The 22492-nt window shown below is 67.6% G+C and carries 30 protein-coding genes; 19 read left to right on the top strand and 11 right to left on the bottom strand.

Annotated elements, in window-relative coordinates:
• Positions 1 to 4 precede the first annotated feature (4 nt).
• Genes MFF22_RS16065 through rpsQ form a run of 8 tightly spaced genes read left to right on the top strand, consistent with a single transcriptional unit; the run spans position 5 to position 3517 of the window.
• Positions 5 to 301, top strand: coding sequence for a 50S ribosomal protein L23 (locus MFF22_RS16065; RefSeq protein WP_238206644.1), 297 nt, complete (start codon positions 5 to 7; stop codon positions 299 to 301).
• A 21-nt stretch (positions 302 to 322) separates the two neighbouring features.
• A complete protein-coding gene (rplB, locus tag MFF22_RS16070) occupies positions 323 to 1159 on the top strand; it encodes a 50S ribosomal protein L2 (protein WP_238249991.1) in 837 nt (278 codons plus the stop codon).
• Positions 1160 to 1164: 5 nt separating this feature from the next.
• A complete protein-coding gene (gene rpsS / locus MFF22_RS16075) occupies positions 1165 to 1443 on the top strand; it encodes a 30S ribosomal protein S19 (RefSeq protein ID WP_012319190.1) in 279 nt (92 codons plus the stop codon).
• A gap of 1 nt (position 1444) precedes the next feature.
• Positions 1445 to 1831, top strand: a complete 387-nt coding sequence (gene rplV, locus MFF22_RS16080; RefSeq protein ID WP_238249992.1) for a 50S ribosomal protein L22 — start codon at positions 1445 to 1447, stop codon at positions 1829 to 1831.
• 10 nt (positions 1832 to 1841) lie between these two features.
• The gene (gene rpsC / locus MFF22_RS16085) at positions 1842 to 2588 is read left to right on the top strand and encodes a 30S ribosomal protein S3 (RefSeq protein ID WP_238206636.1); all 747 of its coding nucleotides are present in this window, start codon (positions 1842 to 1844) and stop codon (positions 2586 to 2588) included.
• Between the two features lie 8 nt (positions 2589 to 2596).
• Positions 2597 to 3010 (top strand): 50S ribosomal protein L16, encoded by a 414-nt coding sequence (gene rplP, locus MFF22_RS16090; protein WP_238249993.1) that lies wholly within the window; start codon positions 2597 to 2599, stop codon positions 3008 to 3010.
• 11 nt (positions 3011 to 3021) lie between these two features.
• Positions 3022 to 3240 (top strand): 50S ribosomal protein L29, encoded by a 219-nt coding sequence (rpmC, locus tag MFF22_RS16095; RefSeq protein ID WP_238249994.1) that lies wholly within the window; start codon positions 3022 to 3024, stop codon positions 3238 to 3240.
• 10 nt (positions 3241 to 3250) lie between these two features.
• Complete coding sequence (rpsQ, locus tag MFF22_RS16100; RefSeq protein ID WP_238249995.1) at positions 3251 to 3517, top strand: 30S ribosomal protein S17; 267 nt, start codon at positions 3251 to 3253, stop codon at positions 3515 to 3517.
• Between the two features lie 318 nt (positions 3518 to 3835).
• Here the strand turns inward: rpsQ and recA are convergent, their stop codons facing one another.
• The 3 genes from recA to tlpA all read right to left on the bottom strand — a co-directional run bounded on the left by recA (position 3836) and on the right by tlpA (position 7728).
• Entirely contained in the window at positions 3836 to 4897 is a 1062-nt protein-coding gene (gene recA, locus MFF22_RS16105) for a recombinase RecA (RefSeq protein WP_370877525.1), read from the bottom strand.
• A 349-nt stretch (positions 4898 to 5246) separates the two neighbouring features.
• Positions 5247 to 7004, bottom strand: coding sequence for a carbamoyltransferase family protein (locus MFF22_RS16110; RefSeq protein ID WP_238250300.1), 1758 nt, complete (start codon positions 7002 to 7004; stop codon positions 5247 to 5249).
• 70 nt (positions 7005 to 7074) lie between these two features.
• Positions 7075 to 7728 (bottom strand): thiol:disulfide interchange protein TlpA, encoded by a 654-nt coding sequence (tlpA, locus tag MFF22_RS16115; RefSeq protein ID WP_238249997.1) that lies wholly within the window; start codon positions 7726 to 7728, stop codon positions 7075 to 7077.
• Positions 7729 to 7770: 42 nt separating this feature from the next.
• On the opposite strand from tlpA, the gene argH reads away from it, so the two are divergent.
• From argH to MFF22_RS16130, 3 genes are all read left to right on the top strand, one after another.
• Positions 7771 to 9162, top strand: a complete 1392-nt coding sequence (gene argH / locus MFF22_RS16120) for an argininosuccinate lyase (RefSeq protein WP_238249998.1) — start codon at positions 7771 to 7773, stop codon at positions 9160 to 9162.
• Positions 9163 to 9258: 96 nt separating this feature from the next.
• Positions 9259 to 9528, top strand: a complete 270-nt coding sequence (locus MFF22_RS16125) for a hypothetical protein (protein ID WP_238249999.1) — start codon at positions 9259 to 9261, stop codon at positions 9526 to 9528.
• 125 nt (positions 9529 to 9653) lie between these two features.
• A complete protein-coding gene (locus MFF22_RS16130) occupies positions 9654 to 10358 on the top strand; it encodes an invasion associated locus b family protein (protein WP_238250000.1) in 705 nt (234 codons plus the stop codon).
• Positions 10359 to 10446: 88 nt separating this feature from the next.
• On the opposite strand, the gene MFF22_RS16135 is transcribed toward MFF22_RS16130, so the two are convergent.
• Positions 10447 to 10668 (bottom strand): hypothetical protein, encoded by a 222-nt coding sequence (locus MFF22_RS16135; RefSeq protein WP_238250301.1) that lies wholly within the window; start codon positions 10666 to 10668, stop codon positions 10447 to 10449.
• Between the two features lie 470 nt (positions 10669 to 11138).
• Entirely contained in the window at positions 11139 to 11816 is a 678-nt protein-coding gene (locus tag MFF22_RS16140) for an HAD family hydrolase (protein ID WP_238250001.1), read from the bottom strand.
• A gap of 140 nt (positions 11817 to 11956) precedes the next feature.
• Between MFF22_RS16140 and MFF22_RS16145 the strand changes: the two genes are divergently transcribed.
• Entirely contained in the window at positions 11957 to 12277 is a 321-nt protein-coding gene (locus MFF22_RS16145; protein WP_238250302.1) for a PetM family of cytochrome b6f complex subunit 7, read from the top strand.
• Positions 12278 to 12292: 15 nt separating this feature from the next.
• Here the strand turns inward: MFF22_RS16145 and MFF22_RS16150 are convergent, their stop codons facing one another.
• On the bottom strand, positions 12293 to 12787 hold the full coding sequence (locus MFF22_RS16150) for a PAS domain-containing protein (protein ID WP_238250002.1): 495 nt from the start codon (positions 12785 to 12787) through the stop codon (positions 12293 to 12295).
• Positions 12788 to 12976: 189 nt separating this feature from the next.
• Here MFF22_RS16150 and msrA point away from each other — a divergent pair, with 189 nt between their 5' ends.
• Positions 12977 to 13633, top strand: a complete 657-nt coding sequence (gene msrA / locus MFF22_RS16155; RefSeq protein ID WP_238250003.1) for a peptide-methionine (S)-S-oxide reductase MsrA — start codon at positions 12977 to 12979, stop codon at positions 13631 to 13633.
• A 12-nt stretch (positions 13634 to 13645) separates the two neighbouring features.
• On the opposite strand, the gene MFF22_RS16160 is transcribed toward msrA, so the two are convergent.
• The gene (locus MFF22_RS16160) at positions 13646 to 14068 is read right to left on the bottom strand and encodes a PaaI family thioesterase (RefSeq protein ID WP_238250004.1); all 423 of its coding nucleotides are present in this window, start codon (positions 14066 to 14068) and stop codon (positions 13646 to 13648) included.
• 346 nt (positions 14069 to 14414) lie between these two features.
• Between MFF22_RS16160 and MFF22_RS16165 the strand changes: the two genes are divergently transcribed.
• Positions 14415 to 14927 carry a Ros/MucR family transcriptional regulator gene (locus tag MFF22_RS16165; RefSeq protein WP_238250005.1) on the top strand — a complete coding sequence of 171 codons (513 nt, stop codon included), beginning with the start codon at positions 14415 to 14417 and terminating at the stop codon, positions 14925 to 14927.
• 200 nt (positions 14928 to 15127) lie between these two features.
• On the opposite strand, the gene MFF22_RS16170 is transcribed toward MFF22_RS16165, so the two are convergent.
• On the bottom strand, positions 15128 to 15409 hold the full coding sequence (locus MFF22_RS16170) for a hypothetical protein (RefSeq protein ID WP_238250006.1): 282 nt from the start codon (positions 15407 to 15409) through the stop codon (positions 15128 to 15130).
• Positions 15410 to 15535: 126 nt separating this feature from the next.
• Positions 15536 to 15718, bottom strand: a complete 183-nt coding sequence (locus MFF22_RS16175) for a hypothetical protein (RefSeq protein ID WP_238250007.1) — start codon at positions 15716 to 15718, stop codon at positions 15536 to 15538.
• 248 nt (positions 15719 to 15966) lie between these two features.
• On the opposite strand from MFF22_RS16175, the gene MFF22_RS16180 reads away from it, so the two are divergent.
• Together MFF22_RS16180 and MFF22_RS16185 are read left to right on the top strand one after the other, a co-directional pair.
• Positions 15967 to 16398: a GNAT family N-acetyltransferase gene (locus tag MFF22_RS16180; protein WP_238250008.1), complete on the top strand. Its 432-nt coding sequence runs from the start codon at positions 15967 to 15969 to the stop codon at positions 16396 to 16398.
• Positions 16399 to 16538: 140 nt separating this feature from the next.
• Positions 16539 to 17684, top strand: coding sequence for a hypothetical protein (locus MFF22_RS16185; RefSeq protein WP_238250009.1), 1146 nt, complete (start codon positions 16539 to 16541; stop codon positions 17682 to 17684).
• A 139-nt stretch (positions 17685 to 17823) separates the two neighbouring features.
• On the opposite strand, the gene MFF22_RS16190 is transcribed toward MFF22_RS16185, so the two are convergent.
• A complete protein-coding gene (locus MFF22_RS16190) occupies positions 17824 to 18135 on the bottom strand; it encodes a hypothetical protein (RefSeq protein WP_238250010.1) in 312 nt (103 codons plus the stop codon).
• Between the two features lie 259 nt (positions 18136 to 18394).
• Between MFF22_RS16190 and MFF22_RS16195 the strand changes: the two genes are divergently transcribed.
• Genes MFF22_RS16195 through MFF22_RS16205 form a run of 3 tightly spaced genes read left to right on the top strand, consistent with a single transcriptional unit; the run spans position 18395 to position 21421 of the window.
• Positions 18395 to 20296: a PAS domain-containing sensor histidine kinase gene (locus MFF22_RS16195; RefSeq protein ID WP_238250011.1), complete on the top strand. Its 1902-nt coding sequence runs from the start codon at positions 18395 to 18397 to the stop codon at positions 20294 to 20296.
• A 22-nt stretch (positions 20297 to 20318) separates the two neighbouring features.
• A complete protein-coding gene (locus MFF22_RS16200; RefSeq protein ID WP_238250012.1) occupies positions 20319 to 21023 on the top strand; it encodes a peptidoglycan-binding domain-containing protein in 705 nt (234 codons plus the stop codon).
• Between the two features lie 50 nt (positions 21024 to 21073).
• A complete protein-coding gene (locus MFF22_RS16205) occupies positions 21074 to 21421 on the top strand; it encodes a DUF1491 family protein (protein WP_238250013.1) in 348 nt (115 codons plus the stop codon).
• A gap of 402 nt (positions 21422 to 21823) precedes the next feature.
• Here the strand turns inward: MFF22_RS16205 and MFF22_RS16210 are convergent, their stop codons facing one another.
• On the bottom strand, positions 21824 to 22444 hold the full coding sequence (locus tag MFF22_RS16210; RefSeq protein ID WP_238250014.1) for a hypothetical protein: 621 nt from the start codon (positions 22442 to 22444) through the stop codon (positions 21824 to 21826).
• Between the last annotated feature and the right edge of the window lie 48 nt (positions 22445 to 22492).

Raw genomic sequence — 22492 nt, forward strand, 5'->3', positions numbered from 1 at the left:
TCAAATGAGTGCTGATCCGCGCCACTACGACATCATCGTCTCCCCGGTCATCACCGAGAAGGCGACGAATCTCACCGAACAGAACAAGGTCGTCTTCCGGGTTGCCCCGAAGGCCACCAAGCCGCAGATCAAGGAAGCGGTCGAGAAGCTGTTCGACGTCAAGGTGACGGGCGTGAATACGCTCATCACCAAGGGCAAGAAGAAGGTTTTCCGCGGGCTTCGCGGCCAGCGTTCGGATGTGAAGAAAGCGATCGTGACCCTGGCCGAAGGCCACACGATCGACGTCACCACCGGGCTCTGAGGACGGATCGAGGACGAGCCGATGGCTTTGAAGACATTCAAACCGGTCACGCCGAGCCTGCGCCAGCTCGTGCTCGTTGACCGCCGTGAGCTCTACAAGGGCAAGCCGGTGAAGGCGCTGACCGAGGGCAAGAGCTCCTCGGGCGGCCGCAACAATCTCGGCCGCATCACCGTGCGTTTCCGCGGTGGTGGCCACAAGCGTTCGCTGCGCAACGTGGACTTCAAGCGGCGCGACCAGCTCAACGTGAGCGCGACGGTGGAGCGGATCGAGTACGATCCGAACCGCACTGCGTTCATCGCGCTGATCAACTACCCTGACGGCAAGCAGAGCTACATCCTGGCTCCCCAGCGGCTTGCCGCCGGCGACAAGGTCGTGGCGGGCGAGAACGTGGACATCAAGCCGGGCAATGCCGGCCCGATCGGCTCCATGCCGGTTGGCACGATCGTCCACAATGTGGAGTTGAAGATCGGCAAGGGCGGCGCGATCGCGCGGTCGGCCGGCAACTACGCGCAGATCGTGGGTCGTGATCAGGGTTATGTGACGGTCCGCCTTAACTCGGGCGAGCAGCGTCTCGTGCATGGCCAGTGCTTCGCGAGCGTCGGTGCGGTGTCGAACCCGGACCACATGAACATCTCCCTCGGCAAGGCCGGGCGGAACCGCTGGCTCGGCAAGCGCCCGCACAACCGCGGCGTGGCGATGAACCCGGTCGACCACCCGCACGGCGGCGGTGAAGGCCGCACCTCCGGCGGCCGTAACCCGGTCACGCCGTGGGGCGTCCCCACCAAGGGCAAGAAGACCAGGTCCAACAAGCGGACCGACGTCTTCATCCTGTCCAGCCGTCACAACCGCAAGAAGTAACCACCATGGCACGCTCACTCTGGAAGGGGCCGTTCGTCGACGGCTACCTCTTCAAGAAGGCCGAGGCGGCGCGGGGTTCCTCGCGCTCCGAGGTCATTAAAATCTGGAGCCGTCGCTCCACGATCCTGCCGCAGTTCGTTGGGCTCACCTTCGGCGTTCACAACGGCCAGAAGCACATTCCGGTCTACGTCACCGAGGAAATGGTCGGGCACAAGTTCGGTGAGTTCTCGCCGACCCGCACCTTCCCCGGCCACGCGGCCGACAAGAAGGCGAAGAGGCGCTGATATGGGCAAGCAGGCTACCCCCCGCGTGCTCCCCGAGAACGAAGCCAAGGCGGTGGCGCGCATGCTGCGCGTCTCCCCGCAGAAGCTGAACCTCGTGGCGCAGCTCATACGCGGCAAGAAGGTGGAGACGGCGCTTGCCGACCTCCAGTTCTCTCGCAAGCGCATCGCGACCGACGTCAAGAAGTGTCTCGAGAGCGCGATCGCCAACGCCGAGAACAACCACGATCTGGATGTCGACGACCTCGTCGTCAGCCAGGCTTTCGTGGGTAAGGCGCTGGTCCTGAAGCGCTTCCACGCCCGGGCCCGCGGCCGCGGCGCGCGCATTCTGAAGCCGTTCTCGAACCTCACCATCGTGGTTCGGGAAGTCCGCGCGGCGGAAGCGGCGTGAGGAGGATCTGATGGGTCAGAAAGTCAACCCGATCGGTCTCCGGCTCGGTATCAACCGGACCTGGGACTCCCGCTGGTTCGCCAACAAGGGCGAATACGCGAAGCTCATGCATGAGGACGTCGCGATCCGCGCCGCCCTGACCAAGCAGCTCAAGCAGGCCGCGGTCTCCAAAATCGTGATCGAGCGTCCCCACCGGAAGTGCCGCGTCACCATCCACTCGGGTCGTCCGGGCGTGGTGATCGGCAAGAAGGGCGCGGATATCGAGAAGCTGCGCAAGCTCGTCGGCACCATGACCAAGGCCGACGTGACCATCAACATCGTCGAGGTGCGCAAGCCCGAGATCGATGCCACCCTGGTGGCCGACTCGATCGCCCAGCAGCTCGAGCGTCGTGTTGCCTTCCGTCGCGCCATGAAGCGTGCCGTGCAGTCGGCCATGCGTCTCGGTGCCGAGGGTATCCGGATCAACTGCTCCGGACGTCTCGGCGGCGCTGAGATCGCCCGTCAGGAGTGGTACCGCGAGGGCCGCGTTCCGCTGCATACTCTGCGTGCGGACGTGGATTACGGGACCGCCACGGCGTTCACCACCTACGGCACCTGCGGTATCAAGGTGTGGGTGTTCAAGGGCGAGATCCTTGAGCACGACCCGATGGCCCAGGACAAGAAGGCCCAGGAAGAGGGCGGCCGCTCCGGCGGGCGCCGCGAGCGTGACGGTGAGGGTGGTCGTGACCGCCCGCGTCGCGAGCGCGAGCACGCGTGAGGTAAGCCATGCTGCAACCCAAGAAGACCAAGTTCCGCAAGCAGTTCAAGGGCCGTATCCACGGTACGGCCAAGGGCGGCTTCGACCTGAACTTCGGGCAGTTCGGCCTGAAGGCGATTGAGCCTGAGCGCGTCACCGCCCGTCAGATCGAAGCCGCCCGCCGCGCCATTACGCGCGAGATGAAGCGTCAAGGCCGTGTCTGGATCCGGGTGTTCCCGGACGTGCCGGTCTCGACCAAGCCGACCGAAGTCCGCATGGGCTCGGGTAAGGGTGCGCCGGACTATTGGGCCGCGCGTATCCATCCCGGCCGCATCATGTTCGAGGTCGATGGCGTCGCCGCCGACATCGCCCGCGAGGCCCTGCGCCTCGGTGCGGCGAAGCTCCCGGTGCGGACGCGCATCATCACGCGCATCGCCGACTGAGGAGATCGTTCGTGAAGACCACCCAACGCCACTCTGATCTGAAGGCTTTGTCGCCTGATCAGCTCGCCGACGAGCTGCTGAACCTGAAGAAGGAGCAGTTCAACCTGCGCTTCCAAGGGGCCACCGGGCAGCTCGAGAACGTTTCCCGCATCCGTGAGGTGCGGCGGGACATCGCCCGCGTTCGTACGCTGCAGCGTCAGAAGACGCTCGCGTCTGACGCCAAGGCCTGAGGAGAAGACCATGCCGAAGCGCGTCCTGCAGGGCGTCGTCGTCAGCGACAAGGGCGAGAAGACCGTCGTCGTGAAGGTGGAGCGTCGCTTCACCCACCCGGTGATGAAGAAGACCGTCCGTCGCTCGAAGAACTACCATGCGCACGACGAGGCGAATGCCGCCAAGGTCGGGCAGACGGTGTTCATCGAGGAGTGCCGTCCCTTCTCCAAGCTCAAGACCTGGAAGCTGGTCGAGGGCGAGGCCGCTCCGGCGGTCGAGTCGGGCGAAGCCGCCTGAGGCCCGGTCGGACGTTTCGTCCGGCCCTATTCCTTATCCGAACTTGCTGACGGCGAGGCGATCCTGCACGGGATCGCCTCGCCGTTTTGCGTTCCGAGTTTGCGTAGGGTCTGAGGCCCGGCTCGTCATTGCGAGCACAGCGAAGCAATCCAGGGATACGCTACGTTCCGAGACGACCCTCTGCCCTGGATTGCTTCGCTGTGCTCGCAATGACGGCGGTCGTCGATATTGGCTGAAGCAATCCTCAACGGCAAACGGCCCCGGATGTGATCCGGGGCCGTTTGTGCTTCGATCATGCGACGGGAGATGGACGCTCGATCACGCCTCGCCGGGATCGAGATCGTCGTCCGTCGGCTTGGCGTTTTCCAGGATCTTCTCGGCGACGAGGCCGGAGTTCTGGCGGATCATGCCCTCGATCTTGGCGGCGATCTCAGGGTTGTCGCGGAGAAAGCCCTTCGAATTCTCGCGGCCCTGGCCAAGGCGCTGGCTGTCGTGTGAGAACCACGCGCCCGACTTCTCAACGATGCCGGCCTTCACTCCGAGGTCGATCAACTCGCCGACCTTCGAGATGCCCTCGCCGAACATGATGTCGAACTCGACCTGCTTGAAGGGCGGGGCGACCTTGTTCTTCACCACCTTCACGCGGACCTGGTTGCCGATGGCCTCGTCACGCTCTTTGAGGGTCGAAACCCGGCGGATATCGAGGCGCACCGACGCGTAGAACTTCAGGGCGTTGCCGCCCGTCGTGGTCTCCGGCGAGCCGTACATCACGCCGATCTTCATCCGGATCTGGTTGATGAAGATGACCATGCAGTTCGAGCGCGAGATCGAGCCCGTCAGCTTCCGCAGGGCCTGGCTCATCAGGCGGGCCTGGAGGCCGGGCTGGCTCTCGCCCATCTCACCCTCGATTTCGGCCCGGGGCGTCAGAGCCGCCACCGAGTCCACCACCAGCACGTCGATGGCGCCGGAGCGCACCAGCGTGTCGGTGATCTCGAGGGCCTGCTCGCCCGTATCGGGCTGGGAGATGAGCAGATCGTCGAGGTTCACCCCGAGCTTGCGGGCATAGACCGGATCGAGGGCGTGCTCGGCATCCACGAAGGCGCAGACGCCGCCTTTCTTCTGGGCCTCGGCGATGGTGTGTAGGGCGAGCGTGGTCTTGCCCGAGGATTCCGGGCCGTAGACCTCGATCACGCGGCCCCGGGGCAGGCCGCCGACGCCAAGGGCGATATCGAGGCCGAGCGAGCCGGTGGAGATCGTCTCGACCTCCTGCACCTTGTCGTTCTTGCCCAGCCGCATGATCGAGCCTTTGCCGAAGGCTCGTTCGATCTGCGACAGGGCGGCGTCGATCGCCTTCGACTTGTCCTTATCTGCAGGGGGCATATCGACCACTTTCAGCGCGGGCTGGGCCATCTGGCGACGCTCCTTATGGAGAGGAAGGGCGCCGATCACAACGCGCCCCCCGGAGCGAATTTGTACATGATTTGTTCTCAAACGACAAGGGCACGGGCTTAGCCCTAAGGCTCAGACCCGACTGTGCCGACGAGTATTTGAGGGTTTTGGGCGGGGTTCGCTCGCGCGTTAAGGGAATGTGTGGCGCCACGCTTATTGCCTGTTATCGCGGCGTCGCTGCAAGCGAAGCAATCCAGCGATACGCTTCGCTTTGAGACGTGCCGTTGCCCTGGATTGCTTCGCTTCGCTCGCAATGACGGGGTGCGTAAAAATAAAAAAATTACTTCACGACGATCCAGTCTTCCACGACCAGGGCATCAAGGCCGGTGGTGTAGAACATCAGGATCGCGTCCTCCGCCGTGTGGAGGATCGGCTTGCCCATCACGTTGAAGCTGGTGTTGAGCAGCACCGGCACGCCGGTCAACTCGCGGAAAGCCTCGATCAGGGAGGCATAGGCAGGGTTACGGGCGGCGGTGACCGTCTGCAGCCGGCCGGTCCCGTCCTCGTGGACCACGGCCGGCACCTTGTCCCGGACGCTCTCCTTCCAGACGAGGGTACGCTCCATATACGGGCTGTCCGAAAAGTCTTCGAACCAGTCGGGGCCGGCCACGGCCAGGATCGAGGGGGCGAAGGGCCGGAACGCTTCCCGGTATTTCACCTTCGCGTTCAGGGAATCCTTGGCGCCGGCGGGCCGTGGGTCGGCCAGGATCGAACGGTTGCCCAGTGCCCGGGGCCCGAACTCCGCCTGACCCTGCACCCAGCCGACGAGCCCCCCCGCCGCCAGGATGCGGGCCGCCTCCCGGGTCACGGCACCGTGGCCGAGCTTCCGGGCGCGGGGCTCCTGCTCGGCGAGCCGCTCCATCGGGGCAGTGGAGACCCGCGCCCCGAGATAGGGCGTGAGCGGACGCACGGTGTCGGGTGGCCCAGTCCAGTCGGGGTTGTCATCCCGGAAGGCGAGCCACGCGGCGCCCACCGCGTTGCCGTCATCGGCCGGGGCCGAGGGCACGTGCAGCCGGGTGAAGGGCGAACGGCCGAGCACCCGCCCGTTGTAGGATGAGTTGAGCCCGCAGCCCCCGGCGATCACGAGGTTGTCGGACGGGGCCAGGGCATGGGCCTCCCCGACCAGGGTGTCCATGAGCGTTCCGAACAGGTCCTGCCCGCAGCGGGCGAGGTCGGCCCAGCCGTTCTCCATCGCGTCGGCCGGCCGCCGGGCGAGGAGGTCGGCGGCCACGCCGCGGATCGTGTCCGCATCGGCGAAGCGCAGGCGCGTGCCTTCGATTCGACAGAGCCGGGCGAGGATCGCGGCGAGTTCGGGGTCCGGCCGGCCGTAGGGGGCGAGCCCCATGATCTTCCATTCCTCGCCCTTCACCTGATCGAACCCGGCGAGGTCGGTGATGAGGCCGTAGAGGAAGCCGAGGGAGCCGCGCCCCCGGTGGCGCTTGACCTCCTCGATCTGGCCGTTGGCGAGGCGATAGATCGCCGAGGCGCCGGTCTCGCCCATTCCGTCCACCACCACGGCGGTGGCGTCGTGGAACGGGCTCCCCCACAGGCCGTAAGCGGCGTGACAGAGATGGTGCGGGTAGCGGCGCTGGCCGACGATCCGCGCCCGCGGCGGGCTTCCCCCGGTGCGCACGTCCTGCGTCAGGGCGAGGAGTGTCCCGAGGCCTGCACGCTCCTGGGCGAGGTGGAGGTCGGCGATGAAGACCCGCTCGGCCTGTTCCGGCACGAAGGAGGCGTTGAGATCCACCGGATGGGCCGCAAGCGCCGGCAGGTCGAAGGTCCCGGCCTGGGCCTGCCCTTTGAGGAACCCGGTGAATTGCTCGCCCCAGGTCGAGGCGACGACGATCTCCGAGCCGGGCGGGACGTACTCGCGCAGCAGGGGGGCGATCCGCATCGGGGCGTCGGGCTCGCAATTGGGGGCCCGTTTGTATTGCAGGAACCGCTCCGTCGCCTCGGCGAAGAGCAGGGTGCCGTCCGGTCCCACCAGAGCGAGGGCCGGATCGTGGAAGGTGGTCGCGAGACCGAGATAGAACCGCATCCGCGCCGGGTTAGCCCGCACACGCAGCAGGATCAACGGCGCAGGCTATGCCGAATGCAGGTCGCGCCCGTCAGGAGGTCCGGCCAAGGGCGGCGCGGACAAGGGCGAGGCCATCGGGGCTCGACCATTCCGCCGGCCCCTTCATGACGCCGATGGTGCAGCCGGCGCCGTCGATGAGCAGCGTGGTGGGGAGGCCTGCCGAATCGGCATGGTGCTGCACCACCGGGAGCACCCGGCCTCCCGGATCAGCATAGAACGGGAGATTCGCGATCCCCGCCTGTTTAAGCCATTGCGGCGGCTTCTCGAGGTTGCGGGTATCGACGTTGATGGCCACCACCGCGAAATCGGGGCCGCCCAGGGCGCCCTGCAGCCGGTCGAGGGCGGGCATCTCCGCCTTGCAGGGGGCGCACCACGTGGCCCACAGGTTCACGAGGAGGAGCCGGCCCTTCATGGCGGCGAGGCTCGTCTCGGTTCCGTCGGGCCCATTGAAGGCGATGTCGGGGGCGGGCTTGGCCTGCTTCGGCGCCTGCATGGCGGCGACATCGCCCCGGGCGGCGGCCTCGACCCGGGCGAGGCCGGGGGCGGAGGCCGCGCAGGGTCCTGACGCCACCCCCCCGTTGCCGCCCACGAGACCGCTCCCGTATAGGGCAAACCCGGCAAGGCCGAGGACGGCGAGTCCGGCGCCCGCGATAAGACCCGCGATGAGACCCTTGCGGTTGGGCATCAGGCTTGCCTCGGTGGAACGGCGCGACGCGGAAGGATCGACATGAGCAACCGGATGTGGGGCGGGCGGTTCGCGAGCGGTCCCGCCGAGATCATGGAGGAGATCAACGCCTCCATCGGGTTCGACAAGCGCCTCGCGCCCCAGGACATACGCGGCTCGCTGGCGCATGTCGCCATGCTCGGGGCCGCAGGCATCCTGCCGGCGGAGGATGTGGCGGCGATCGAGGCCGGGCTCAAGTCCGTCCGCGACGAGATCGAGGCCGGTACCTTCGTGTTCAGGCGCGAACTCGAGGACATCCACATGTCCGTCGAGAGCCGCCTGACGGAGATCGTCGGCCCGGGCGCCGGCCGCCTGCACACGGCCCGCTCGCGCAACGATCAGGTCGCGACGGACATGAAGCTGTGGGTGCGCGACACCCTCGATGCCCTCGACGGGCAAGCGGCGGAGTTGCAGCGGGCGCTGGCCGAGAAGGCGCTCGCCCATGCCGGCACCGTGATGCCAGGCTTCACGCATTTGCAATCGGCGCAGCCCGTGACCTTCGGGCACCATTGCCTCGCCTATGTCGAGATGCTCGCCCGGGACCGTGGGCGGTTCCGGGACGCCCGGGCGCGGCTCAACGAATGCCCCCTCGGGGCGGCGGCGCTGGCCGGCACCTCCTTCCCCATCGATCGTCACGCCACGGCGGCGGCCCTCGGCTTCGACAGGCCGACGGCCAATTCCCTCGACTCCGTCGCGGACCGGGACTTCGCCCTCGAAGCCCTCTCAGCCGCCTCGATCTGCGCCGTCCACCTGTCGCGCTTCGCCGAAGAACTGGTGGTCTGGACCTCGGCCCAGTTCAATTTCGTGAGGCTGTCGGACGGCTACACGACCGGCTCGTCGATCATGCCGCAGAAGCGCAATCCCGACGCGGCGGAGCTGGTGCGCGCCAAGGCCGGGCGGATCGTCGGCGCCCTGATGGGCCTGCTGATGGTGATGAAGGGCCTGCCGCTCGCCTATTCGAAGGACATGCAGGAGGACAAGGAAGGCACCTTCGATGCCCTCCAGGCGCTCTCGCTCTGCCTCGCGGCCATGACCGGCATGGTGAAGGATCTCGAGCCCGTGACGGAGGTGCTCGCCAGGGCGGCGGGGTCCGGCTTCAGCACGGCCACAGACTTGGCCGACTGGCTGGTGCGCGAGCTCGGCATGCCCTTCCGGCAGGCTCACCACGTCACGGGCCGCCTCGTCGGCGTCGCCGCGGGCAAGGGTGTGGGCCTGGAAGCCCTGACGCTGGCGGAGATGCAGGAGGCCGAGCCCCGCATCACGGAAGCCGTCTACGCGGTGCTGGGTGTCGAGAACTCAGTCGCGAGCCGCATAAGCTACGGCGGCACGGCGCCCGACAACGTCCGGACGCAAGCGCACGGCTGGATCGCCCGGCTCGACGGTGAATCACGGTGAAATGATGCGCCGCAACCGCTTCGCCCTTGGCGCGTTCACCGTCTAGCTAGGTGCGTCGCGTTACGGGGACTTGTGCGACCGGAGAGACCGCAAAGCATGTCGATCGAGAGCTGGATGAAGCCCGAAGACGTCGCCGACCTTGCAGCGCACGCGACTGCGATGATCGATGCCGCCCTGGTGGGCACCGACCTGTCGCGGGAGGTGTTCTGGGCCGCGGTGCGGAAGGGCTACAACACGCCCTACAACGATCCCCCGCGGCGGCGGTCGGCACCCGCCGCCGTCGAGATCGACCCGGTGGCAGTGGACGAGGCTGCTCCGGTAGTCGTCTCGCCCGCCTTGGCCGCAGCCGAACTGCGCGTCGTCTAGCCGGGCGCATGACAGATCAGTCCACGGTCGTCGTCGTCCGGTGCCTTGCTGTCGTCCCAACCCGCGTTCATTAATCGATTCCTAACGGCCCAGTTCGCTCCGGCTGGCGCCCGCAGGGAATGAATATGGTCCGCGTCTCCCATCTGGTTCCGGTCGGCCTCGTCGCTTTCCTCGCTTGTGCCTCACCGCCGGACACGATGGCGGCCCGTCTGTTCGGGGCCGGCCCGGCGCTGGCGCAGGAGGCGGAGGCTCCCGCGCAGGATGCCGCCCCCACCCGCCGGCAGCGGCATGCCGCCCGGAGCCACAGTCGCAAGAGCGAGCGGAGCGAGGTGACGCCTCCGGGGATGCAGCAGGCCGTCCCGGTGGCGATCTTCGGGGGCTGGAACGTTTTCGTGAACGGCGATGCGCGCAGCCGAATCTGCTACGCGATCTCGCAGCCCCAGACCCGCTCGCCCAAGACCCTCAAGCGCGACAGCGCCTATCTGTTCGTGACCGTCCGCAAGGCGGAGAACGTGCCCAACGAGGTGGCGGTGATGCTGGGCTTCCCGCCGAAGCCCTCCGCGGCGCAGGTCAAGGCGGGTTCGCCGGCCGCCCCCACCGATCCGAGCCTGAATCTCGGCACCACACGCTACGGGCTGGTGGTCAAGGACGGCAACGCATGGCTGCAGAACCCCACCGATGAGGCGCGGGTCGTCACAGAGATGAGTGGCCGCGCGCCCAAGCTGACGATCAAGACGACGTCAATGCGCGGCAACCCGACAAGCGACGAATACGACCTTGCCGGCTTTGCGGAGGCGATCAAGCGCGCCCGGGACGAGTGCAGCAAGTAAGGTTCGCGTTCGGGCCGGAAGGCAGCGGAATTCCGGAAGACTTCCAGTCGTGAACGGGCGCGCGGGTCTCGCCGCGCGCCCTCGACTGTCAGACCGCGATCGGCCGAGGCGCCTTGCGGGCGCCGGGCCGCGTCAGGTCGCGGGCGGCGCGGGCTGCCTGCTCCGGGTTGCGGAACAGCATCCCGTCCAAGCCGTCGAAATCCCGCGAGGCGGAGAAGAACCGCACGCCCCGGTCCTCCGGGACGGCGATACCGGCGGCGACCTCGCCGATCTCGATCACCCGTGCGAGGGCGGGGGCCGGCTGGAACAGGGCCGGCGGCGGTTCGGCTGAGGGGAGGGGAGTGTCAGGGTTATTCACGGTTGAAACGAGCGAAAGAGATCTGGGCATCGAACGTGCGACTCCCTGGGCCGGCGCAAAAGCCGTGCCTGATTGCGATGACGGGCCGGTGACTCCTCGGACGAGGAAAGAGCGCGGCTACAGTCGACAGCGCGATCCAGGAAAATTCTTCAGCCGATGCAGAACGATCATTGCAGTCACGTTGTCCTCCAAATTGAAGGACCGCGAGGCCAAACCAGCCCTCGCAGTGCTTTAGCGTTTGGTGACGCGGCGCAAGCGACGCTAATCAAATCACCGCGGCCGGCCTCCGCAAGGCCGACGCAGTGATGATGCGCCGGGCTGCAGCAGGCGTCAATGGAATTGTCTGCCGTTTCAGGTGCGAATGCCGGTGGAAACCATGCGGCTGAAGCATGCGACGCAGCAACAGCTTCTCCAGAGCGAATTTAACCTGTGATCACCTTGGAGAGGTTCGAATAGTCGGAAAATATCGTGGCGGCTCCGGCGCGTAGCAGATCGGCCCCCTCCGGGTCGTGACCCCAATGGCCACCTCCCGTAAAGCCGACGACGCGCATGCCCGCGGCCACCGCCGCCGTGACGCCCGGGACGCTGTCCTCGATGACGAGACATGCGGCTGGTGCAGCCCCCATCCTTTCCGCCGCGAACAGGAAGAGGTCGGGGTGCGGCTTCCCCCTCGGGACCTGGGTCGAGGAGAACACGTTCCCGGAGAAGAGCGGCAGCAGGCCCGTAAGGGTCAGCGAATGGCGCAGCCGCACGGGATCGCTGCTCGATGCCACGCAGACGGGCACGCTCAGCGCGCGGATCGCCCCGGCGACGCCGTTGAGGGCCTTCAACTCTCGGTCGAAGGTGGCGAGGGTCTCGGCCTTCACGTCGTCCACGAAGCCCGCCGGTGCGGCGACACCGTAATCGCGTTCGATATGGCCCATGATCGAGGGCATCGACGTACCGGCGAAGCGGCTGCGCACCGTCTCGAGGTCGATGGGAACGCCGATCCGGTTGAGGCCGGCCGTGAGGCAGGCGAGGCTGAGGGGTTCGCTGTCGACGAGGACGCCGTCGCAGTCGAAGATGACGAGGGCCGGTGCCGTTCCTGCGTTCCCCGTCATCATCCCTCCGTACCGGGAGCCCATCCCTCGAACCGGGGCTGTGACATGGGGGAGGGCCGGCAGGCAACCGCTTGCACAGGTGCGCCGCAGACCGTAGGCCGATGGCCGCGCCACTGCCGGCGCGGCTCGATGACCCGGTGATGCTCCGCTTCCTCGCCCGTCTGCTCGGCCTGTTCTTCATGGCGGGGGGCTTTGTCGCCCTGGTCTATGACGGTGCCCGCTCCATCGCCAATAACGGGCCGAGGATCACATCCCTGTCGGATGTGATCGCCTTGCTGTTCAAGGACAAGGCCGGGGCGCTGCAGACCGGCGTGGAGGGCGCGGCACCCTGGCTCTGGCACGTGCTCGGCCTGCCCCTGACCCTGGCGCCGGTCTCGCTGGTCGGCCTCGTGCTCGGTGCGGTCCTGCTCTGGCTGGGCCAGCCGGGCCGGGAACCGATCGGCTTCCTCACCCGCCCTTGAGCGGGGACTGGAGGGTCAGACGTGGGCCGGAATCTTGGCTTCTGCCTCGGCCAGCCGGGCTTTGAGTTCCGCGATCTCCGCCCGTAGCCGGTGATGCTCCGACACGTCGAGCTGCGAAGCGAAGAAGTAGACCACCTTGCCCTCCTCGTCCCGCACGGGGCCGACGTAGAGCGCATTCTGGAAGGTCGATCCGTCCTTGCGGTAGTTCAGGATGTCGATCCGGATATCGACCTCGTCCCGGATCGCTTCGCGGATCCGGTTCACGGCCTCGGCGTCGGTGCCGGGTCCCTGGAGGAAACGGCAATTGCGGCCGGTGACCTCAAGGCGGGTGTACCCCGTCAGCTTGAGGAAAGCGTCGTTGGCGAAGACGATCGGGTTGTCGAATTGCCGGGGGTCGGTCACGATCATCGGCATGCGCGTCGCCCGCACAGCCGCGGCGAACGGATCGCCCTTGACGGATTCGCTTTCCAGGTTTCCGAGCAGACTGCCGGTGGTCTGTTCCGTCCCCAAGTCGACTTCCCCCAAATGGCCGGCGTCGCAGCGCCGCCGTTCACTATGTAGAACTACGAAGCTGCGCGGAAGGTCTACCCCTCGCATGACTTTCAACGCTGCGGCGATGGAGATTATCCCTCTCCGCTTTCGAAGCAGGCTTTTCGGGCCCATATTGGCGTGAGATTGAGCGACCCGAGAGGAAGAGCCATGTTCCTTTTCCGCAAGAAGGCCGAGATGCCGAGTGCGGCCGATGCCCTGCCGGGCCGTCCGACACCGATCCCCACGGCCGACCGGCACTACGTGAACGGCAATCCTTTGAAGGGCCCCTTTCCCGCGGGGATCGAGTCGGTCGTCCTCGGCCTCGGCTGCTTCTGGGGCGCCGAGCGGCGCTTCTGGCAGGTGCCGGAGGGCGTGTTCGTCACCGCCGTCGGTTATGCGGGCGGTTACACCCCGAACCCGACCTACGAGGAAGTCTGCAGCGGTCGGACGGGCCATAACGAGGTCGTGCTGGTGGCCTTCGACCCGGCGGTGCTCCCTTTAGAGGCCCTGCTGCGCATCTTCTTCGAGAGCCACGATCCGACCCAGGGCATGCGCCAGGGCAACGATGTGGGCACGCAGTACCGCTCCGGTATCTACACGAGCGACGACGGGCAGAGGCGGACAGCGCAGGCCGTGCGCGACGCCTATGCCGGCGCCCTGAAGTCGAAGGGATTCCCGGATGTGACGACCGAGATCGTGCCGCTCGACACGTTCTATTACGCCGAAGCCTACCACCAGCAGTACCTCGCCAAGAACCCGGGCGGCTATTGCGGTCTCGGCGGCACGGGCGTCAGCTGCCCCGTCGGGGTCGGCGTACCCGCCTGATCCGGAAGGACGTTACCGGGGTGTCTCCGGGTCGCCCTTCTGCGCGACCGGCTTGAGCAGGCCGGTCGCGCTGGCCACGAGCGTGCCGTCCCCGTCGCGGATGACGGCCTCGCAGAACGCCACCGAGCGTCCGCCGCGGGTGACCCGCCCTTCCGCCTCAAGCGTGCCGCGGCCGGCGTTCAGGAACCGAACCTGCATATCAAGGGTCACGACGGGACCTCCGGCGGCGAGGCGGGCGGCGGTTCCCATCGCCACGTCGAGGAGCGTGCACAGGATGCCGCCGTGGGCAATGCCGAGGTTGTTGGCATGGTCGGGCCTGAGGACGAGGCGGAGGAGCGTCCTCCCCTCGGTGACCTCCAAAGCCTCGATCCCACAGAATTGAACAAACGGAATGTGCGCGCCGAAGATCGTTTCGGGATCCCATTCCGTCATCATATCGACCCCATCCTTCAGTGCGATCTGGCTGAAATGCCGCAATGCACGCAGCGGTCGTCCAGTGCAGGCATACCAGATCCGGCAAGTTTAAACCCATAGTTGTTCAGCGTCGTACTGCTGATGCGAATGGGTGGAAAAGCGACGCATGGAACGAAGCCGATGCGCTTAGGGCGTGTGCCGGTGGTTCCGCCTTGAAATTTGCACTCTGCACGACTGAGGTTGCATCGAGCCTGAATAATCGTGACAGATTTCTATGGGATTGGCCAAATTTCTGTTCTCATGTCTCTTGATTTTATCGCCCAAACGTTAGAACCGTCGCTGAAGCCCCAAGGAGAGGGAATCAACGATGGACGATACCACAGCAGTCCCCTACGAGAGCTTGATCGAGCAAGCGTCGGATATCGTGTCCGCCTATGTCTCGAATAATTCAGTACCGGTCGGGGAATTGCCGGCGCTTCTGGCTGGCGTACATGAAGCGCTCCTGAAGCTTGCGTCGCCGCCGCCCGCGACGCCCGAGGTTGCGGACAAGCCGACCCCGGCCCAAATCCGCAAGTCGATCACGCCGGATGCCCTGATTTCGTTCATCGACGGCAAGCCCTACAAGACCTTGAAGCGGCATCTCTCGCGCAACGGGCTGACCATCGAACAGTACCGTGAGCGGTACGGCCTGCCGCGGGATTATCCATCGACGGCCGCGAGCTACTCGGCTCAGCGTTCGGAACTCGCTCGCAGCCTCGGCCTTGGCCAGCAGCGCCGCAAGTCCGCGGCGCCTGCCGAAGCCCCGGCGGCGGAAGCGGTCGAGAGCACCGAGAAGCCCAAGCGCGCCTCGCGGCCGCGCAAGGCTAAGGAACCGGCCTGAGACGACCGGGTTCGCAGCCTCCCCGCGAGGGTGCGACATTCGTCTCCCTCTTTCCGATCGAGGGGACGGGGCGCGGACAGGTCCCGCGTCCCAGCTTTCACCGGGACTCAATTGACTTCAAAGGTGTCTGCCCAACCGGGGCAGACACCTTTTGTCGTTTTGGGCCCGGGTAAATCTGGGCCCAAGTGACTTGGAGCGGGTCAGCGCGAGTTGCCGCCGCCGCCGGCGCTGCCGTTCGGGACGGCGAGTTCCGGCCGGCCGGCATTGCCGCCCGCCGCCGAATTGGAGGTGAAGGTCTCGGCGCCAGTGGCCCCGCGGGGGATCGTCACGCTCACATCCCCGCCCGTATTGTTGCGGCTAATGATCGCGAAACCGCCGGGCGGTACGAAGACACCGGGAGGGAGCGGTTGGGCTGTTGCCACGGTCGCCGCCGCCGGCAGCGCCGACAGCACCGTGACGAGGGTGAGAGCGAGTTTGGTCATCATCCTGTCCTTTGTCGTCTTGTTCCTCAGCATGTCCTGACGTCCGCCGAACGGGACAATGCTGTATCTTAAAGGTGTCGCGGGCTTGTGGGTCGGACCCAGGTTGGTTGGCGGCTAGGCTCGATCTCAGGCGAAATCGGCGAGGTCGTCAGCCACGTCCCCGGCGTCGCGATCGAGGCGAGCCTGCTCTTCGGCCGATCCGCCGCCTCGCCCGGACCCGTCGGTGGGCGAGGGGTCGTGCTGCTTCCCCCGGGGCGGCACGTTGGCCCGGTCCGGTCCGGTTTCGGACGATGCTGGTGGATCACCCATGGCTATCCTCAGCCTGCAGCGTGACGCGATCCGTCACCGGCGCCCACCGGACTGTGAGCGTGGAGCGAATTCTGTGTCAAAGCCGAAGGGGGAGGTCGCGTTCCGGACAGACGGCGCCTCCGAGCAAGACGCCGCAGGGTCGGCTCACCCCTCGCATGGACCGGTGGGCATTCGGATCTGTCGTCGTGTTGGACCGGCCTGAAAGGGGGAAGTGTTTGGGGCAACGGTACGGGTTGGAAATCCGCGCGGTGTCGGGGAGCGATGCGCCGGGCCTTGTCGCACTTCTGGAAGCGCCGGAAGGTCGCCGCATCGAGCCGGCCGATATGGCGGCCCGTGTGGACGCCCTCGTCCAGGCCGGGGGAAGCATCCTCGTGGCCGTCGAGTGGGGGCCGCCGAGCGGCGTGATCGCCGTTCAGCCGCTGCATGACCTCGCGGCGCCCCGCCCCGCGGGATTGATCGTCGCCCTGGCCGTATCGGAGGATGCCCGTCGCCGGGGGATCGGCCGGTTGCTGGTGAAGGCCGCCGCCCGATCGGCGAGGCTCGCCGGATGCGACCGCCTTCTGCTCTTCGCCCATGACGCGTCGGATGGGCTTGCAGACTTCGCCGCCGCCGCGGGTTTCCTGCCGGAAGGACCCTACCTCGTCCGGCCGCTCCTAAGGCGGGGGCCTTCGGCGGATTGAGTGGGTGGGGTGGCCGGAAGTTTTCCACAGGTCCCGCCCGGTCCCAGGCTGGTGCAGGTCGGATTCGCAGCAGCTTAAAGGTCGATTCACGCCGCCGGGTTAGGTTTGCCTAACGGTACTTTTGCGTAAACCGGTCCCTGATGCCTGCATCCGATGCGCTGCCGGACCTGTCCGGGCTCCTCGAACTTTCGAGGATCGAACAGCTTGACCTCAAGCCGGTCATCCTGCGCGTCCAGACGGACCTGTATCTCCGTGCGCCGCGCCGGGATCGGGCTGCCCGCGAAACCTTCACGTCCCTGGCCTGCGGCCTGATCCCCACCGTCGATCAGGAGACTGCCTGTATCGTGGCCGAGAAGCTCGCCGGCCATCCCGAGGCTCCCCAGGCGGTGCTCGACGCCCTGGCGGCGAGGGGCGGCCCGGTCCGCGCGGCCATCCTTGCCGGAAGGGCCGCCGGAGCGGTTCACGTCGGTGTGGGGGATCCCCCCGACGACGCGGGGGAGGAGGCGCCCCTTCCCGCCATGCTCACGGCGCGTCTCGCCTCGCTGCCGTCATTGCGCCGGGAGGCCATCGAGGACCTGTCCCGCGACGGGCGGCCGGAGGTCGATCTGGCCCTGGCCCTCAACCGCGGGATCGTCCTCGCGGGTGCTCCCCTGCGGCGGCTCGTGGACCGGGCCCGACGTGCGCCCGACCTCGCCTATGTCCTCCTCGCCAGGGGCGACCTGCCGCCACCCGACCTCGCGCCCCTTTATCTCTACGCGGATCCGGCTCGGCGCGAAGCCATTGTGAGGGCCGTCGAGGCCACGGCGGGCCTTCGGCCCTGCCCGCCCGTCCCCCGCGGCCTGGGGGCCACCCTGACGGCCCTGTCGACGGACCGGGACGTGGCCGCCTTCGTCTCGACCCTGGCGAACTATCTCGGCCTGCCGCAGGATTTCATCACGGCCGTCGAGGAGGCCGCCGCCCGTTACGATCTGCTGGCGGTGGCCATGCGTGCGGTCGGCCTGCACGAGGACGAAGCGGTCTACGTCTTCCTCACGCTCAACCAGGGCGTCGCCTGTTCGGCTCAGCGCGTCTCCGCCCTCGTCTCGGTGTTCCGCTCGTTGACGCGGGCCACGGCCCGGGACCTCCTGGCCGCCCTCCTCGACAGCCCCCTGGCCGAACGGACGCCCGAACTGTACCGCCCCTATCACGGCCCCGAGGCGTCTTTTCGTCATGGGGGCGAGCGCGCTGCGCCGCGGCGTGCGTCCATGCCGTTGCTGCCCGTCCGCCCGGCCCGCGAGGCCAACTGAGCCCTCCGTTGGCCTGTCGCGCGGGAACGTCGTGGTCACCACGCACCGGGGCACGACCCGGCGCTGGATGATCGAAGTTACGGTGACAGTCGTGGGTGAGCACGTCGTTTGATCGGCGTGATCGCGATCCCTTAAAGGGTCAGCGATGCTCGATACCCCGCCATGCCGGGGCCCGATCAGCTTCGCTGAGCGTATCGTGGGACGGCGCGGACGGATCGGGCTCGGCCGCCCGGCGCGCGAGTTCCGCCATCAACCCACGGGCGAGCACATCGCGCACGACCTTCTCGCGAGTCTCTGTGGGCAGGGCCGCCGCCGCGGCCGGGAGGATCGCGGCGGGGGAGGGGAGGGCCGTCAGCTTGCGCGCCTCGACGACCGGATCCGCGCCGCCGCGCATCAGCGCGAAATAGGTGAGGGCGCCGACGACGAGGACGACGCGCAGGACGAACAGCATCGGGCGCCCCTTCATGAAGCCGGTGCCGACAATCCGCCGGGTTTAATGAAGTGCCCGTCAACCGTCCGGGGGATTCCGACGACATGGTGAACATCGTCTTCGCCGCGTCTGGTTACCTCGTGGAAAGCATCTCCGGCGGTCGTCCAAGTCCCGCAACACTCGTTTAAGGGGGGTCTGAGACCGTAGCGTAGTCGTTCGAAAGTCGAACCGGAGGCGTTTCGGGTGTCTGACGAACACCTTGACGCCGCGCGTGTGAGTCTTGACCATTAATAAAGTCCTGACAAACCTGTTCGACGAGCGCCTCGCTGGTCTCGTGCATCGCTCGGTGAGCGATGAGGGCGGCATCCGGCACCGGCACGAGCGTTTCCTCATCTCCCGCCTCGCCACGGGGCTGGTGACCATGGCGGCCTTGCCGCCTTACCTGCTGTGGCGGGGCGTGCCCTCGGCGATCGAGGCCGCCGCCTTCGCGAGTCTTCTGCTGCCTGTGCTCGCCGCGGTGCTGCTCTCGCGGACGGGCTCCCTCTGGATCGCCCATGCGGTCTCATCGGCGGGCCTCACCGGTCTCGTGGTCTGCCTCGCCTTGATGACGGGCGGGCCGTCCTCCCCGGCCGCCGTCTGGCTCGCGGTCATCCCCCTCGAAGCCCTGGTGTCCGGATCGTGGCGGGCCACCGTCGCGGCCACCGTCGTCGCCGCCCTCGGTGTGGGCGCGGTCCTTCTGGGAACGCTTTGGTTCGGCACCGATCCGATGATCGCCCTGCCGGTCAACGTCGCCCTGCCGGTCTTCGCCCTGGCCGCCCTCGGCCATGTGGCGGCCCAGGCCTTGGAGCATCTGCGCAACGAGGGCGCCTGGAAGGAGCGTCTGCGGAGCAACGAGGCCCGCGACCGCCTTCTCCTGTCGGCCATCGACGACCTCGTGACCTGGCACGACTGCAATGGGCGGGTCATCGAGGCGTCCGCCTCCGCGATCAAGTTTGTCGGCTGCGATGCTGCGAGCCTGCGCGGCCACGGCCTCCTGAAGCGGGTCCACGTCACCGACCGGCCCGCGCTCCTCAGCGCGCTGAGCGACGTCGCCGCTAGTGGCAAGCCGGCGACCCTGGCCGTGCGCCTGCACGTCGATCCGGCGGCCCACCGGGCGGACCGGGCCGAGCTGATCCACGCCGAGATGCGCGCCCATCGCATCGGCGATGCCGGGGCCGAGGGCGCGATGACCGTCGTCGCCGTGACCCGTGACATGACCGAGCATCACCGCCACGCCCAGGAGCTGGAAGAGGCGCGCAAGGCAGCCGAAATGGCCGACGCCGTGAAGGGGCGCTTCCTGGCCAACGTGACCCACGAGCTGCGCACGCCCCTGAACGCCATCATCGGCTTCTCAGAGGTGCTCTCCGGCGAGGGCGGCGTGGCGCTGGGCACGGAGCGGTCCCGGGAGTATTCGGGGCTCATCCACCAGTCGGGCCGCCATCTCCTCGACGTGGTGAACACGCTCCTCGACATGAGCCGCATCCAGAGCGGCAACTTCGACTATAAACCCGACGCGATGGATGTGTCGGAGCTGGTGCGGTCCTGCTGTGCCATGATGAAGCTCAAGGCGAGCGAGAGCGAGATCCAGCTCATCGCCAACCCGGTCGCCCCGATGGAGATCGTCGCCGATCCCCGTGCCTGCCGCCAGGTGCTGATCAACCTCATCTCAAACGCCCTGAAATACACGGGCGCCGGCGGTACGGTGGCGGTCAGCCTGAACCGGGAGGTGGATGGGCTGGAGATCACCGTTGCCGATACCGGCATGGGCATCGCCGTCGAGGACCTGCCGCGCCTCGGCACCCCGTTCTTCCAGGCCGGCGAAGGCGGCTACGCCCGCACCCATGAGGGGACCGGCCTCGGCCTCTCCGTGGTGCAGGGCCTCGTCGGCCTCCACGGCGGTGCGATCCGTATCGAGAGCGCCCCCGGACTGGGAACTGCCGTGACGGTGACTCTTCCTTATGCCGGACGTGAGCAGGATGCCCCCGGCGGTCCGGCGCCGATCTACACCGCGGTGCGCGGTGCAGCCCCGGCCCGGCCGAAAGTGGTGAGGTTGCCGCTCGGTCTGTTCGACCCGGAGCCCATCGTCGGCGCCGTGTCGGCATCCGATCTCGCTGCCACCGTGCCGTTCCGGCGCGCCGGCTGAGGGAAGGCAGGAAGGAGGACCGATGGCAGGCTATCGCGAGATCACCATCGCGGGCGAGGGCCGCTCCCCGCGCCCGAAGCGGACCTCGGTCAGGGTCGCCCCCGAAAGGGGGGGCGCGGGCTGGCGCGGTGTGGCGATGCGGATCCTGAGCCACGGCTTCGCCATGGGCAAAGTCGCCTGTCGGGAGAAGCCCGGTTCGGTCTTCGGCGGCGTCGTCGCCCTCGTCGCGGCCGGTTTCATCTGCGTGAACGCCCTCGACTCGCAGAAAGGCCGCCATCCGGCGCCGATCCTCCCCAAGGTCGCCCCGAAGGTGGCTGCCAAGGCTCCGCCTCCCGCGCCTACCCCGGCGCGGCAGGAAGCCGTGAGGGAAGTGGCCAGGGAATCCGTACCCGCTCCGGCCACCAATCCGGCGTCTCCCAAGCCAACGACGCCGGACCGGATCGCCGAACTGATCCGCGCGGAAGACACCACCGCTTCGGTGAACCCCCGGACGAAGCCCGCAGCGGCCAAGGCCGAAGCGTCGGCCCCGGCGGTGGACCCGGCCGTCTCGCGGGCGCAGCGCGCCCTGGCCAAGCTCGGCTACGGCCCGATCAAGGCCGATGGTGCCATGGGACCGGCCACCAAGGCAGCTATCGAGAAATTCGAGCGTGACCGCAAGCTTCCGGTGACCGGCGAGGCAGCGGGCAAGACCCTGCGCGCCCTGGAAACCGGCGCGGGCAAGGGCTAGGGGACGAAAGGGGAGGGGAGGCCCGCCCCCTCCGGGAAAGTCCCACCGCCATGCCGCGCCTGCGCTCCGATTTCTGGGTCTCGGCGCACCTGCGCCGCCTCAATGACCTTGCCATCCCCGCCGTGCTCCGCCGCCGGGGTGCCGCGGAGGCCGGGGCGATCTTCGTGAAGGTCGATCGTCTCGACGGCACAGCCGATCTCTACGGGCCCGCGCCCCAGTCGCTGATGGCCGAGCCGGACGATCTCGGCGAGCGGCGTTTCACACCCGTCCAGCAGGGGGCCTCGCCCCCGGATGTGGAGGAGCGTCTCAGCCGGGAGATCCGCTACGACTCCGACCTCTGGATCATCGAGATTGATGATCGCGAGGGCCGGCACTTCCTCGATCTGGCGGAGGGGTGATCACGCCGTTTCCGCCGCCCATCCACATTTCGTGGGGGCCGGACGACGAAGTGGACCGGTCCGACTAGCCAATCTGGGAAGCTCCCCCTCTCCCCACCTGCGGGGAGAGGGCCGCGACGACCCCGTCGTCGGCGCGGCAAGGCGGCAGCCGGGGGTGAGTGGGCGTGCGGGATGAGTCTGCTCCGGGCAGCTCCCTCACTGCCGCAACTCCTCATTCCCATCGCCGTCCTCATCCTGAGGTACCGTCGCGAAGCGTCGGTCTCGAATGAGGTGTCCATGTCCCTCGCGATCCCTGGAGGGCTCCTTCGAGGCCGCTGACGCGGCACCTCAGGATGAGGGAGAGGGTGGGAGGGAGGAACCGAGGCATCCCCTTGCCCCGAAGCAGTGCCGTGGGGCTTAGCCCTAGCGGATCCGGTTGCCCACCACGCCCGCCTCGACCGCGACGGACAGGCGGTCGGTCAGCGCCCATTCGACCCCGACGCGGGCGTCGGGGCGGATGGCGAGGTCGTCCCGGGAGAAGGCCGGCGAGACGGGTGTCGGTCCGGCCCGCAGGGTCTCGTGGACCGCCAGGGCGCCCACCTTGCCGTAGAGCAGCACACTCGGCGTGAGCAGGGTCCCCACCTGTGCGTGGACGATCCCGGCGAAATCGCGGGAATAGGCCAAGCGGCCGAACCCCGGCATCGTGGTGCCGCCGGCCGGGATCAGATAATCCAGGCCGCCTGAGATGCCGTAGACGAGGCGACCATCCTGCCAGAGCCGGCCACCCTCGAAGCCGATCGTCGGCCCCGAATAGCTGCCGAAGCGCTTGGACGAGACGGCCTCGTACCCCGTGGACAGGCTCGCATAGGACCCTTCCCACCGACCGGGCCCGTCACCGGCGGCCCCCGGCCACGCGAAGGACGGCAGGGAGGCGAACCCCACCGAGAACGGCACCCCCTGTGCCGCGGCGGGGACCGATCCGAGAACGAGGGCGCCGAGCCCCAGGGAGGCGACGAGCGGGCGGAGAAAGGCCGGTCCGGTCATGGGCGCTTCATAGCCGATCCCCGCGCGCCGCAACAGAAGGCCAAGCTT

It is taken from the genome of Methylobacterium persicinum, from assembly GCF_022179525.1.
In the GTDB taxonomy this organism is placed as follows: Bacteria; Pseudomonadota; Alphaproteobacteria; order Rhizobiales; family Beijerinckiaceae; genus Methylobacterium; species Methylobacterium persicinum.